Source organism: Ornithinibacter sp. (assembly GCF_035443565.1).
In the GTDB taxonomy this organism is placed as follows: Bacteria; Actinomycetota; Actinomycetes; order Actinomycetales; family Dermatophilaceae; genus Fodinibacter.
In genome coordinates, this window is record NZ_DAORSO010000063.1 from 1 (window position 1) to 13,734 (window position 13,734).

A 13,734-nucleotide genomic window follows, 5' to 3' on the forward strand; every position below is an offset into this window, starting at 1 on the left:
GCGAGCGTGCCCCGCCTGACCTCCTCGTAGGTCTTGGTCAGCTCGCGGCACACCGCGGCACGGCGCTGCGCCCCGAACACCTCGGCCATCGTCGTCAGGGTGCGCTCGAGACGGTGTGGGGCCTCGAAGAAGACCATGGTGCGCCGCTCGTCGCCGAGCACCCCGAGCGCGGTCGCGCGCTCCCCCGCGCGACGTGGGAGGAAACCCTCGAAGCAGAACCGGTCGACCGGCATCCCGGACACCGCCAACGCCATGAGCACCGCGGACGGCCCCGGAACGCACGTCACACGCACCCCGCCCGCGACCGCGGCGCTCACGAGGCGGTACCCGGGGTCCGAGACCGACGGCATCCCGGCATCCGTCACGACGACGACGCGGCGACCTGCGAGCAGCTGCTCGACGAGCTCGGGCGTGCGCTGCGCCTCGTTGTGCTCGTGGTAGGACAGCACGCGGCCGGTGGGCTCGACCTCGAGGGCCTGGCAGAGGCGACGCAACCGACGGGTGTCCTCGGCGGCGACGACGTCGGCCGTGCGCAGCTCTTCGGCCAGACGGGGCGCCGCGTCGCGCGGATCGCCGATGGGGGTGGCTGCCAGGACGAGGACACCACTGCCACCGGTGCCGCCGCTGCTCGCACCGCTCCCGGCGCTGCTGCCGCTGTGGTCGCTCATGGGCGCGATCCTCGCACGGTGCCGAGCGTTCAGCCCCGGTCTGCCCAGGTCGGCCGATCCGGCCGCCCCGACCTAGGATGACCCGGTGAACCGGACCGACGAGCTGCGCCTGCGCCTGCTCGGCCCACGGCCGGTGTCACTGATGACCGACAAGCTGTGGGGGTGGCTCGGCCCGGGCCTGATCGCCCTCGTCGGCGGGTTCCTGCGGTTCTGGAACCTCGACCACCCGCGGGCGCTGGTCTTCGACGAGACGTACTACGTCAAGCAGGCGGCCTCGATGCTGCGCTTCGGCGTCGAGATGCGGGTGCTCAGCACGTTGAAGGAGCCGGACAAGGTCTTCACCGGCGGCAACCCGGACGTCTTCTCCACCGTCGACGGCGACATGGTCGTGCACCCTCCCGTCGGGAAGTGGATGCTGGCGGCCGGCCAGTGGGTCTTCGGGTCCGATTCGGGGTTCGGGTGGCGGGTGTCGGCCGCGGTCGTCGGGACGCTGTCCATCCTCATCCTCGGGCGGGTGGCCCGGCGGATGTTCGGCTCCACGGCGCTGGGCTGTGTCGCGGCCTTCCTGCTGGCCTTCGAGGGGTCGCACTTCGTGATGTCACGCACCGGCATCCTCGACATCTTCGTGTCGTTCTTCGCACTGTGCGGGTTCGCGGCGCTGCTCATCGACCGCGACCGCAGCCGCGAGATCCTCGCCGCGCGCGTGGGGGCGCTGCCGCGGGGCACGTGGCCGCAGGGGATGGGGCCGTGGCTGGGCTGGCGCCCGTGGCGCTGGGTCGCCGGGTTGTCTCTGGGCCTCGCGACAAGCACGAAGTGGTCGGGGCTGTTCTTCCTCGCGGCGTTCGGGCTGATGACCGTGTGGTGGGACATGGGCGCTCGACGCGCAGCCGGGGTGCGCCGCTGGGGTCTCGGGGCGGTGCTCAAGGACGGCCCCTTCGCGGCGCTGGCCATGGTCGGCACCACCGCCGTGGTCTACGTGGCGTCGTGGATCGGGTGGTTCCGCAGCGACGTCGGCTACCACCGGCAGTGGAACACCTTCCATCCCGGCGAGGGCGTCATGTGGCTGCCCCCTGTGCTGCGCAACTGGGTGAAGTACCACCAGGACGCCTTCGCCTTCAACACGACGCTGCAGACCCCGCACCCCTACCAGTCCGACCCCTGGACCTGGATCCTGCAGCTGCGGCCGACGTCCTTCTACTACGAGAGCCCGACGCGCGGGGTCGCCGGGTGCACCGTCGACCAGTGCTCGCAGGCCATCAACCCCGTCGGCACGATCACGGTGTGGTGGCTCGGCGTGCTCGCCCTCGCGGTGGTCGTGTGGTGGTGGCTGGTGCGCCGGGACTGGCGGGCAGGGGCGATCGCGGCCGGCATCGTCGGCGGCTACCTGCCGTGGTTCGCCTTCGCCGATCGCACGATCTACGCCTTCTACGCCGTGGCGTTCGAGCCGTGGGTGGTGCTCGCGGTCACGTTCGTCATCGCACTGTTCGTCGGGCGGCGCGAGGACGACCCGCAGCGATGGCGCACGCGCTGGTTCATCGTCGGGGGCTACCTCCTGCTGACCCTGGCCATGTTCGCGTTCTTCCACCCCATCTACGTCGGGGAGACCATCCCCTACGACCACTGGCGCTGGCGGATGTGGCTGCCGAGCTGGATCTGACGTCAGGGGGGTCGCGGTCGAGGTGAGACCGCCCGCGAAACCGTGCACCTGCGCGTCGACTCCGCAGTGGGGATGCCGTCCGCAGGCCGTGTCGGTCGCCGTTGTTAGGTTCGGTGCATGCTCCTCCTCGGCGACGACGCCCGGCTCGTCATCAGCGCCAGCGACCTGCGCACGGCATCCGCGTGCGAGTTCGCCGTCGTGCGCCAGCTCGACGTGCTGCTCGGCCGCGCCGAGCGGGTCGAGGAGCCCCGCGACCCGATGCTCGACCGGGTCAAGGCCCTCGGCGACCAGCACGAACAGGCCGAGCTGCGACGGCTGAGTCGCGAGCACCCGGGCCGGGTCCGCCACCTGCCGACACCGTCGAACACACCGCACGACCTGGCCGCCGCGATGACGACCACCCTCGAGACGCTGAGCTCGGGAGCCGAGGTGGTCAGCCAGGCCACCGTCTTCGACGGCGGGTTCGTCGGCCGCGCCGACTTCCTCGAGCTCACCCCGGCCGGCTGGCTGGTCAGTGACACCAAGCTGGCCCGCCACGCCACCGTCTCCGCCCTGCTCCAGGTCGGCGCCTACGCCGCCCTCCTGCTGGATGCCGGGGCACCGGTCGCGCCGATCGTGCGGTTGGTGCTCGGCGACGGGGCCACGCGTGACGACCCGCTCGGTGAGGTGCTCCCGGTCTACCGCAGCCGCCGAGCCCGGCTCGACGGCATCCTCGCCGACCACCGTGCCGACGAGGCACCCGCGGCGTGGGGGGATGAGCGCTGGTTGGCCTGCGGGTCCTGCGCGACGTGCGTGGCCGAGGTCGAGGCAGCACGAGACCTGCTGCTCGTCGCCGGGATGCGACGGCCCACCCGTCGACGGCTGCACGAGGCCGGGGTGCGCACCATCGACGACCTGGCATCGAGCACCGGGCCGGTGGCCGACGTCAGGGCGCAGTCGCTCGACCGGTTGCGGGCCCAGGCCCGGCTGCAGCTCGTGCAGGAGGCCGACCCCACCGGCGCGGTGCACCACGAGGTGACCGACGTCGCGGCCCTGAGCCGACTGCCCGCACCGAGCACGGGCGACATCTTCTTCGACTTCGAGGGCGACCCGCTGTGGCAGGAGCCGGGGTCAGGCATCTGGGGGTTGGAGTACCTCTTTGGGATGATCGAGGTCGACAGCGGGGAGGAACGGTTCCGGGCGTTCTGGGCCCACGACCGGCGCGAGGAGAAGCAGGCCCTCGTCTCCTTCGTCGACCACGTCAACGCGCGCCTGGCGACCTGGCCAGACCTGCACGTCTACCACTACGCGCCGTATGAGCCGGCTGCCCTGCTGCGGATGGCCGCCAGGCACGGTGTCTACGAGGACGAGGTCGATGACCTCCTGCGCCGCCGCGTCTTCGTCGACCTCTACGCGGTGGTCAAGGCCGGGGTGCGCATCTCGCAGCGGTCGTACTCCATCAAGAAGCTCGAGCCGCTCTACATGCCGGCACGCGAGGGTGAGGTGCAGGGCGGGGCCGAGAGCATCGTGGTCTACCACCAGTTCTCCGCTGCCACCAACGAGGGCCGCACCGACGAAGCCGCGTCACTGCTGGCCGAGATCGCGGACTACAACGAGCTCGACTGCGTCTCCACCCTGAGGCTGCGCGACTGGCTGCTCGCTCGGTGCCGGGACGCGGGTGGTTCCCCGGCGGGCCCGGTCGACGACGACGGTGCCTCCGCAGCACCGGTCAGCGACAAGCGGGCGGCTGCTCTTGCTCTCGAAGCGGCCGTTCGAGCGCTGGTCGACGACATCCCCCCGGCGCAGTGGAGCGACGAGCAGCGCGCGATGGCGATGATCGCCTCGTCGGTTCTCTACCATGCCCGTGAGGACAAACCGGCGTGGCAGGAGCACTACGAGCGGCTGCGCCTGCCCGTCGGTGACTGGCGCCGCGCCGACGGCGTCTTCGTCGTCGACCGCGCGGAGGTCGTCGAGCCGTGGGCGCAGCAGTCCGCCCGGCACAACCCCCGTCGGGTCCTGCGCCTCACCGGAGAGGCCGCTGGCGGAGCGCCACGCGTGGGCGAGTGCCACGTCGTCTACGCGGCGCCCGGGCCTGCAGGGTTCGAGGCACCGCCCATGGATGCCAACACGGTCAACCCCAGCAAGGGCACCGTGCTGTCCATTGATGAAGAGCTGTCCGCCGACGGAGTGGCGCGCCTCGTCGTCACCCTCAGCGAGCAGCACACCCGGTCGTTGGGTGACCACGACGACCTCCCCGTGGCCCTCACCCCGGGTGGCCCCATCAAGACCGACTCGATCGACCGGGCCCTGGCCGAGGTCGCCGAGGAGGTGCTGGCGTCGGGGGCGGTTCCGGTGTCGGCGGGCACCGACGTGCTGCTGCGTCGGGCACCGCGGTTGAGGGGTGACGCTGCCTTGCCGCCGGTGGCCGACGCGGGCGACGACCGCGTCATCAACGCCATCGAGGCAGCGCTGCTCGCCATGGACGACTCCTACGTCGCGGCCCAGGGCCCGCCCGGCACGGGCAAGACCCACGTCGGCGGGCACGTCATCGCACGACTCGCCGCCTGGGGATGGCGGATCGGGGTCTGCGCCCAGAGCCATGCCGCCGTCGAGAACGTGCTGTCAGCGGTGGTGCGCGCCGGGCTCGATCCTGCCCAGGTGGGCAAAGTCGCCAAGGCGACGCCCGACCCGGCGTGGACCTCCCTGCCCAAGGCCGACGACCTCGCGGCCTTCGCCGCGCAACATGACCAGGTGGGGCGTGGTTACGTCATCGGCGGAAGCGCCTGGGACCTCACCAACGAGCGTCGCGTGGCTCGCGACCAGCTCGACCTGCTCGTCATCGACGAGGCCGGTCAGTTCAGCGTGGCCAAGACCTTGGCCGTGGGGGTCTGCGCCCGGCGGCTGCTGCTGCTGGGAGACCCGCAGCAACTGCCCCAGGTGTCGACCGGGGTGCATGCCCAACCGGTCGACGAGTCGGCGCTCGGGTGGCTGGCCGCGGGTGAACCAGTGCTGCCTGCTCACCTCGGCTACTTCCTCGAGACCACCCGCCGGATGCACCCCGACCTCACCACCGTGGTCTCCGACCTCGCCTACGACGGGGCGCTGACCTCATACGAACAGGTGACCGCCGCCCGGCGCCTGGACGGCATCCGCCCCGGCCTGCACGTCGTCGTCGTCGACCACCTCGACAACTCCACCGAGTCGCTGGAGGAGGCCGAGGCGGTCTGCTCGCTGGCACAGACGCTCATCGGGCGGATGTGGCACGACCCCTCCGCGACGGACGGCCCCCGTGCGCCAGCGCCTGGTGGTCCGGGTGCGCCAGCGCCTGGCCGGCCACTGACAGCGAGGGACCTCATCGTCATCACGCCGTACAACCGCCAGGCTGACCGCATCCGAGCAGTGCTTCGTGGTGCCGGGCTGGAGGACGTTCGCGTGGGCACCGTCGACAAGTTCCAGGGGCAGGAGGCGCCGGTGGCGATCCTGTCGATGGCGGCGTCGTCGCACTCCGAGGTATCGCGCGGAATGGGCTTCCTGCTCGACCGACACCGGCTCAATGTGGGCATCTCGCGGGGGCAGTACGCGGCCTACGTCGTGCGCTCGCGGGTGCTCACCGACTTCTCGCCGGGCTCACCCGACGAGCTCATCGCGCTCGGAGCCTTCCTGCGCCTGCACCCCAGACCCTGATCAGGCCGGGAACCCGCGGGCCTCGAGCGCGTCCGTGAGCATCGCCATGAGCGCCTCGAGCTGAAGGTCAGCAGAGGAACCAACTTCCTCATCCGACCCGTCTAGCGCCCGAGCGGCCAAACCGGCCTTGTCGTCGATGAGCTGGGCCAGGCGGGGGTCGATGGTCTGCGCCGCGATGATCCGCCAGGCCGTCACGGGCTCGGTCTGCCCGATCCGGTGCACCCGGTCGATCGCCTGCGTCTGTTCGGCCGAGGTCCACGACAGCTCGGCGAGCACGACGTTGGAGGCCACTTGCAGGTTGAGGCCGACGCCCGCAGCCGTGAGCGAGCACACCACGACGGAGATCTCGGGGTCGGTGAGGAAAGCCTCGATGTTGGCCTTGCGCACGGCCGGTGTCTGGTCGCCACGAATCGACGCGTAGCCGATGCCCCGCTTGGCGAGGGTCTGCTCGGCGATGTCCATCACGTCGATGTGCTTGGCGAAGAAGACCACCTTGCCGACGTTGCGCGCGAGCTGCGCGGCGTAGTCCGCGGCGAGGCCGGCCTTGGCCTGTCCGATCTTGCGCATGACGGTGAACACGTTGTCGCCGGTGGTCGCCGTGGTGGCGTTCTTGCGTTCCCACTGCGCCACCTTGCGGACCATGTCGTGGTCGATGCCCTCGACGACGACGGAGACCGAGCGAGCGGCCAGCGCCGCGTCGTACCGCTTGACCAGTCGCGCCGCGAGTTCCTGCTCGGCGGCCCGGATGGAACGGCTCGCCTCGTCGTCGAGCTCGACGGGCAGGTCCGCGACCCGTCGCGCCGGGATGTCGGAGGCGACGTCGACCTTGCGGCGACGCACGATGCCCTGGTTGATGACGCTCGTTCGGGCGGCGGCGTAGAACCCGTGGTCGGCCGGGGTCAGCCCGGTCTCCTCGAGCGCTGCCATCAGGGCGTGACGCGGCTTCGTGGAGTCGATCCACCCGAGGAACTGCCAGATGGCCTTGAAGTCCTCGATGTCGTTGATCAGCGGGGTGCCGGTCAGCGCCATGAACAGGGCTCGCGCGTGCTTGGACCGGATGCGCTCGGAGAGCTCCAACACGTGCTGGGAACGCTGCGAGGACTTGTTCTTGATGAAGTGGGCCTCGTCGACGACCATGCCGCGGAAGCCGTGCGCCCCGAGCCAGCCGACGTGCCGGTCGAGGATCTCGTAGTTGACGATGACGATGTCCGCGAAGCCGTCGACGGTGTCACCGTCACCGTGGATGACCGTCGCCGCACGTCGCGGCGTCCAGAGCTCCGCCTCGCGCGCCCAGTTCGCCTTGACGACGTTGGGCACGACGACGAGCAGGGGAAAGGCACCAGCAGCATCGGCAGCCAACAGCGCCTGAGCCGTCTTGCCGAGACCGGGCTCGTCGGCCAGCAGGAAGGTGCGGTGTCCTTCGGCAGCGGCGGCGACCACCTGGGCCTGGTGGTGCATCAGCTCGAGACCCTTGATGCCGTGCACGACTCGCGTCGGCTCCGGCAGCGGCATGCACGTGGCGTCGCCGCCGTACTCGAAGGCGCGGAACAGGGGCGAGAGCAGCTCCCACCCGCCGAGTCGGTTCGTCCGCGGCTTGGGCGCGGGGAGAGCCGAGAAGTCCGGCGCGAGGAACGGATTCGCGAGCTGCCGGGCGATGACGGTCTTGGGCACGACTCCGCGCGGCGACGCCGATGCGAACGGGGCGGTCGGCGAGACCACTGGGGTGGGTTCGGGCTCGGGTTCGCGGCCGGCCGCACGCAGCAGGTCGTTCTTCAGGTCGATGGCGGCGGATGACACGACGGCGCCGTCGGTGAGCAGCTCGAGCAGCGAGGTGTCGCGCGCCGCGGTCTTCGCGAGGATCGTGGCGATGCCCTCGAGACGGGTCAGCATCGCGGTGCGCTCGGACTCGCTGATGGTCGTGTCTGCCTTGACGCGGGCGCGCTCCTCACGCACGAGCAGCGCCACGACCTGGTAGGCGGTGCGCTGGCTGGGGCGGACCTTGCCGCGCTGGGCCGCAGCCTCGACCTGGCGGACGGTCCGGGCCAGCACGGGGATGACGCCCTCGCCGTCGGGGGTGCCGGAACGCGCATGGTCGCGCGGTGCGGTGCGGGTCGCACCTCCACGGCGCGGAGCTCGCTGTGACAAGCGATCCTTCTCCTCAGTCAGGCACGACGGGTTGGCGTCGGTGTCGAGTGCGTCCGACGGGGAAGACCCACCGTGCTGACCACCCGGCATCGGGACTCACGCCGAACGCGTGCGTGGGACCATGCCCAGATCCCCGTGCCACTGCATGTCGCCCGCGTCGACCGACGCGGCACCCCAAGCGTACGGCGTCATCGGCGTCACTGGTAGCCAACGCGCGGATGCCGTCGCCGTCCCTCCTCAGGCAGCGAGGTTCTCGCGGTGGCCGAGTCGCTCGAGCCAGCGCACCAGCTGGTGGTGCACGGTGTCAGCCCCGCGCAGGCGCCCGCGCTCGTCGAGCAGGTCCTCGTCGACGGTCCACCCGGCGGGGTGGACCAGCAACGGACGGGTCTGCCACCCGCCGAGCCCTCCGTGGCAGCCCACGAGCTCCTCGAAGGCCGCGACCTCGTCGAGCACGGGGTCGTAGAGCGAGTTGAGGTAGATGTCGGGAGCGTTGGCGAACCCGCTCACGTGCACGAAGTCGCTCACGGCATCCGGCCCGAAGGGCGCCAGGGGGTCGTCACCGACGACGACACCCGTCGTGAGGTCGTGGGTGCCGTTCGCCCCGAGGGCCACCGGCCCACCCGCCGTGAGCACGACGACGAACCCGATGCCGGGGTGGGCGGCCAGGGCGCTGAGCAGGCCGGGGTGCAGACGCTCGATGTCCTCGGCCGTGAGTCGGGTCGGGTGCTGGCTGAACCAGACCCCACCGAGGTTGCCCGACCCGACGACGGTGAGGTCCGCGGGGGTCTCGACGGGGCCGGCATCCGACGTGGCGTCGCCCCCGACCGGGCCGCCCGACCCGGCAGGGCCCACGGGTGCCTGCGGATCCCGATCCGACAGCACCTTCTTGGTGAGCCGCCCGGACACCGAGTCCTGCCCCGACAACTGCCCGAGCAACATGTTGACCGGCCCCCACGTCTCCACCTCGTCGGTCGCCGCGGCGACGCTCTGGCCGTCGGCGAGGTGCTCGCGGATGACCTCCTCGAGGGTCTGGCCGTAGCGCTGGCGGAACGTCGCCCCCTGGCTCTGCCCGTGGTCGGAGACGAGCACGATCTCGTAGGGCCGCGGCGCCACCCCCGAGTCGATGATCTGCTCGATGCTGCGCAGCGCGTCGTCGAGGCCGTAGAAGGCGGCGAGCGACTCCGAGCGGGTCACCCCGGCGTGGTGGGCGATCTCGTCGTAGTCGACGAAGTCGACGTAGATGGACTTCGACCCGCGCATCATCGCCTCGACGACCAGCGCGACGTTGAGGTCACGCAGGAACACGTTGGTGGCCGCGCGCAGGGCGACGTACGCCCCTCCCCGGTGGATGCGCGGCTCGACTCCCCGGCGCACCTGGCGTCGGGCCTGGAAGATCTCCTTGCCCATCTCGCCGATGGTGAGGATGACCGCCCGCAGGATGCCGGCGGGGTGCGTGAAGAACGCGGCGTACGACTGTGAGGGCCCCAGCCCTGCCCTGCCCTGCTTGAGCCCGCTCATCGTGAGCAACGACGTCGGGGCGTCGCCGGAGAACAGGTTGGAGATGCTCACGCCGTCGTCGGCGAGCAACCCGCGACCGTCGCTGATGCGCGCCTCGATCACCGCGGCATCCGCCGGGCGGTTGGCGACGAGGAGGCGCCCGAGATCGCGGTCGAACCACCGGAAGGCGGGGATGCCGTCGTTGTGACCGTGCAGCAGGCCGGCCTGGCTCACCGGGGTCGTCGAGGGGACGCGGGCGGTCCACTCGGTCCACGTGTGGCTGCCCGAGCGCACCCACCGGCTGATCGTGGGGATGTTGCCCGCGCGGATCTCGTTCTCCAGCAGCGGCGCCGGCACACCGTCGAGCTGGATGAAGATGACCCCGGGCACGTCGGAGGGCTCTGGCCGTGCCCCGCGCGACGCCATCCGCACAGCGTGCACCGTGAGGTAGTCACGCCCGTTGATGCTGAATGCCCAGGTGAGCAGCGTGATGACGAACGCATAGACCCACGCGGCGAAGAACGCACTGAGCGGGCTCGCCACCGTGATGCCCGGCGTGAGGTAGAGCCCGAGCCCGATGACGAGGGCGTTGGCGAACAGGGCGAGCAGCACCGCGCCGAACCACCCGAAGACCAGGGCGATCCGCAGGAACACCGGCTGCAGCACCCACCCGACGAGCGCGATCATGACCACGGCGGCGAGGAGGGAGAACGATGAGGATGCCGCGACACCCGGCATGAGGGCGATGGTCGCCCCCAGCACGGCGAGGCGGGAGATGAAGTCGAGCACCCGGGCACCTGATGGCGCTGAGGTGCCGGGGTCGTCGTCGAGGGAGTCGGCCAGGGTGCGTGCTCTACCGCCGTCGAACCACCGAGAGGCTGCCGAGTTCCACAGCAGGTAGACGAGCAGCACCGCCAGCGCCAGCCCCCAGAATCCCTGGATGGCCTCGGTTCCGAGCTGGGAGACGAGGAACCACGACTGCGCCAGCCGGAGCACGAGCAGCACGCTCAGCGCCAGCCGGGCCGCGGTCGACCGCCGTGTGATGAGCCAGGCGATGACCGCCTGCGCCACCCCGAGCGCGATGAACCAGCCCCCGACCACGCGCAGGGTCAGGACGCTCTGTTCCTGGGTCATCCCTCCGAGAGGGTCCGCGCTGGGTGCCCCGAGCACCACGACGACCCCGGACACGATGTCGGCCAGCGCCAGCAAGGCCGCCAGCACAGCGACGATCGTCACCGAACGGGGGCGCGCGCCGGGTGGGCTCGAGCTCATGCGAACGAGCCTGTCACTGTCGCCGCGGCCCGGGTCCGCCCGACTCGGGTGACCACGGGCCCGGCACAGAAGCGGACGCGAGAGCAGTCAGGGAAGCAGCCCCGACCGGCTCGCGGGTGAGCATCGGCACGATCCCCACCCGGGCACAGAGCCCGGCAACCCGATTCAGGGACGGCCGCTCGGCCCGGGCTCGCGCCTGCAGGAAGGGTGACGTGGGCGCGGCCGCCACGAGGCTGTTGTTCACCACCCAGGCGTACGGGGTGATCCCAGCTCTCGCGAGATCGCCTTGCAGCTCCTCGGCCTCCTGGACCGGGGTCGTCTCGGGCAGGGTGATGAGGAGCACCTTGGTCTGGGCGGGGTCCTGGAGGCGCATCAGTGGAGTGGTGTACCGCGTCCCGTCGCTCATCTGCCGAGCGATCTCGCGGTGGTAGGAGCCGGTCGCATCGAGCAACAACAGGGTGTGCCCGGTGGGCGCGGTGTCGAGGACGACGAACCTCCTGCGGGACTGGAACACCACGTGCGAGAACTGCTGGAAGACGGCGACCTCGTCGGTGCAGGGCGACTTCAGGTCCTCGGCGAGCGCGGCCCTGCCGGCGTCGTCCAGCGAGGCGCCCTTGCCTGCCATGACCCGTTCCCGGTACTCGGAGATGGCGTGTGCGGGGTCGATGCGGGAGACCGTGAGGTTCTCGTGCTCGCCGTCGAGGGTGTCGGTCAGGTGGGCCGCCGGATCGGTCGTCGTCAGCAGCACGTCATTGCCCCGGTGCGCCAGCTCGAGCGCGATGGCGGCGGCGATGGTCGTCTTGCCGACGCCGCCCTTGCCCATGCACATGACCAGCGCCGGCCCGGCTGCCTCGAGGCCGTCGATGAGGGAGCGCAGGTCGACGAATCCCTCGGGAGGCACGGGTGGGTGGTGGTCGTCGGCGGTGTCCGGAAGCGGTGCGTGGGACGGTTCCAGCAGCGCCTTCAGTGCCGCCACACCGACGGTGTTGAACGGCATCAGGGGGGTCGTGGTCTGTGGGAGAGGTCGCAGGTTGGCTGGCATCCCCGTGAGTGCAGCCGCTTCCCGGGCCCTGACGGCACACGCGAGCGGGTCAGTGGCGTCCACGGGGGGCATGCCACCGTTGAGGACGAGGTGGGCGTCGCTCATCCCGACCCGAAGCAGCTCGGCGTAGGTGCGGGAGGCCTCGTCGAGAGCGGACCGCTGGGGGCGACTGACGATGACCAGACGGGTGCGGGTGGGGTCGGTCAGGGCGTCCAGGGCTCCGCGGTAGTCGTGTCGGAACCGGTCCAGGCCCGCGACCGGGCCGAGGCACGAGACGTCGCCCTTGCCGTCGGAGAGGTAGGTGGTCCACTCGCCGGGCAGCTGAAGGAGCCGGATCGTGTGGCCGGTGGGGGCGGTGTCGAACAGGACGTGGTCGTAGCCAGCGGTCACGTCCGGGTTCGCGAGGAGGGAGGTGAACTCGCTGAAGGACGCGATCTCGGTGGTGCACGCACCCGACAGCTGTTCGGTCATGGCGTCCACCTCGTCGGGAGGCAGCTGGGTGCGCACGGGGTCGATGATCCGGGCCCGGTAGGCATCGGCAGCCTGTTGCGGATCGATCTCCAGAGCAGACAGGCCGGGGACGTCTGGGATCGGCGTGCGCGTGTTGCCGACCGGGAGACCGAAGACCTGTCCGATGTTGGATGCCGGGTCGGTGCTCACGAGCAGGACCCGCGCGCCTCGGGTCGTGAGCCGCACGGCGCTCGCGCAGGCCAAGGACGTCTTTCCGACGCCACCCTTGCCGGTGAAGAAGAGAAACCGTGGAGGTGCCTCGAGGAACGTCAGCCGGGTCAGGGATTCGTCAACCCTCGCGGCCTGCTCCACGCAGGTCAGTTCCACCGCGCGTGCCTCAGCCACAGGTCAATCGTACGGACCGGCCACCGCGTGACGCGCAGCCTGTGAGCAGGCTGACGCCGACGAGACCCCCGTCAACAACGCAAAGCAGAAGGACCCAGCAAAAAGCATGCTGGGTCCTTCTGCTGTCGGTGGAGCTGAGGGGATTCGAACCCCTGGCCTTCTCATTGCGAACGAGACGCGCTACCAACTGCGCCACAGCCCCGAGAGCGACGCAACGATAACACCGCTGACTCGGGACGTCGAAACCGCTGGGCGACGTAGCATCGCGCCATGCGCTTTCGCCGTCCCACTCCGACCGAGGTCGGGGCCACCCCCGGCGACCCCCGCCCAGCCAACCCATCGGCATCCACCCCTGTACTCCTGGTCCCCGCAGCCGTCGACGCCGACTGGTCGGTGCCGTCAGGGGTGCGCAAGGCCAGTGAGTGGGCGTGGCGCGGTCTGGTCATCGCCGCCGCCCTCGTGGCCGTGCTCTACCTGATCAGCCTGCTGTCCGAGATCGTCATCCCCCTGCTGATGGCCCTGCTCCTCGCGGCCCTGCTGCAGCCGGCCTTCCAGTGGCTGTCCCGCTTCATGCCCCGCGGGGCCGCCGCAGGTCTGACGGTGGTCGGCACCCTCGTGTTCGTGTTCGGCCTGCTGTCCTTCGTCGGGTCGCAGCTGACCAGCCAGCTCGACGACATGACGACGAAGGTCACCGACGGCATCGACCAGGTCCGCCGCTGGCTCAACAGCACGTTCGGCATCACCGACACCCAGCTCGAGGGCTACATCGACAGGGCCCGCGAGTGGCTGAGCTCGCAGAACCTCGCCGACACGGCGACCTCCGCCGGGCTCACCGCCACGCACATCCTCGCCGGCTTCTTCCTCGGGCTGTTCGCCCTGTTCTTCTTCCTCTACGACGGCGCCACCATCTGGCGCTGGGTGACCCAGCTCTTCCC

7 protein-coding genes and 1 tRNA gene are annotated in these 13,734 nt (G+C 70.7%); 3 read left to right on the top strand and 5 right to left on the bottom strand.

Features of this window, described 5'->3' with window-relative positions:
- On the bottom strand, positions 1–668 hold a 668-nt coding region (gene rsmI, locus PLL68_RS08410), incomplete at its 3' end, for a 16S rRNA (cytidine(1402)-2'-O)-methyltransferase (protein ID WP_324533325.1).
- Positions 669–753: 85 nt separating this feature from the next.
- On the opposite strand from rsmI, the gene PLL68_RS08415 reads away from it, so the two are divergent.
- Positions 754–2,325 carry a dolichyl-phosphate-mannose--protein mannosyltransferase gene (locus PLL68_RS08415; RefSeq protein WP_324533326.1) on the top strand — a complete coding sequence of 524 codons (1,572 nt, stop codon included), beginning with the start codon at positions 754–756 and terminating at the stop codon, positions 2,323–2,325.
- Between the two features lie 117 nt (positions 2,326–2,442).
- Entirely contained in the window at positions 2,443–5,988 is a 3,546-nt protein-coding gene (locus PLL68_RS08420; protein WP_324533327.1) for a TM0106 family RecB-like putative nuclease, read from the top strand.
- Here the strand turns inward: PLL68_RS08420 and PLL68_RS08425 are convergent, their stop codons facing one another.
- The 4 genes from PLL68_RS08425 to PLL68_RS08440 all read right to left on the bottom strand — a co-directional run bounded on the left by PLL68_RS08425 (position 5,989) and on the right by PLL68_RS08440 (position 13,001).
- On the bottom strand, positions 5,989–8,133 hold the full coding sequence (locus tag PLL68_RS08425) for a DEAD/DEAH box helicase (RefSeq protein WP_502910687.1): 2,145 nt from the start codon (positions 8,131–8,133) through the stop codon (positions 5,989–5,991). It lies immediately after the preceding gene.
- A 237-nt stretch (positions 8,134–8,370) separates the two neighbouring features.
- Entirely contained in the window at positions 8,371–10,902 is a 2,532-nt protein-coding gene (locus PLL68_RS08430; protein ID WP_324533328.1) for a phage holin family protein, read from the bottom strand.
- A 13-nt stretch (positions 10,903–10,915) separates the two neighbouring features.
- A complete protein-coding gene (gene arsA / locus PLL68_RS08435) occupies positions 10,916–12,799 on the bottom strand; it encodes an arsenical pump-driving ATPase (protein WP_324533329.1) in 1,884 nt (627 codons plus the stop codon).
- A gap of 129 nt (positions 12,800–12,928) precedes the next feature.
- Positions 12,929–13,001, bottom strand: a tRNA-Ala gene (locus PLL68_RS08440).
- 68 nt (positions 13,002–13,069) lie between these two features.
- Between PLL68_RS08440 and PLL68_RS08445 the strand changes: the two genes are divergently transcribed.
- Positions 13,070–13,734: AI-2E family transporter (locus tag PLL68_RS08445; protein ID WP_324533330.1), on the top strand; the 665-nt coding region annotated here is incomplete at its 3' end.

Bases quoted from the DNA above. Each gene is read 5' to 3' on its own strand.
- PLL68_RS08420 (WP_324533327.1), top strand. From the start codon at position 2,443: ATGCTCCTCCTCGGCGACGACGCCCGGCTCGTCATCAGCGCCAGCGAC.
- PLL68_RS08430 (WP_324533328.1), bottom strand. From the start codon at position 10,902: ATGAGCTCGAGCCCACCCGGCGCGCGCCCCCGTTCGGTGACGATCGTC.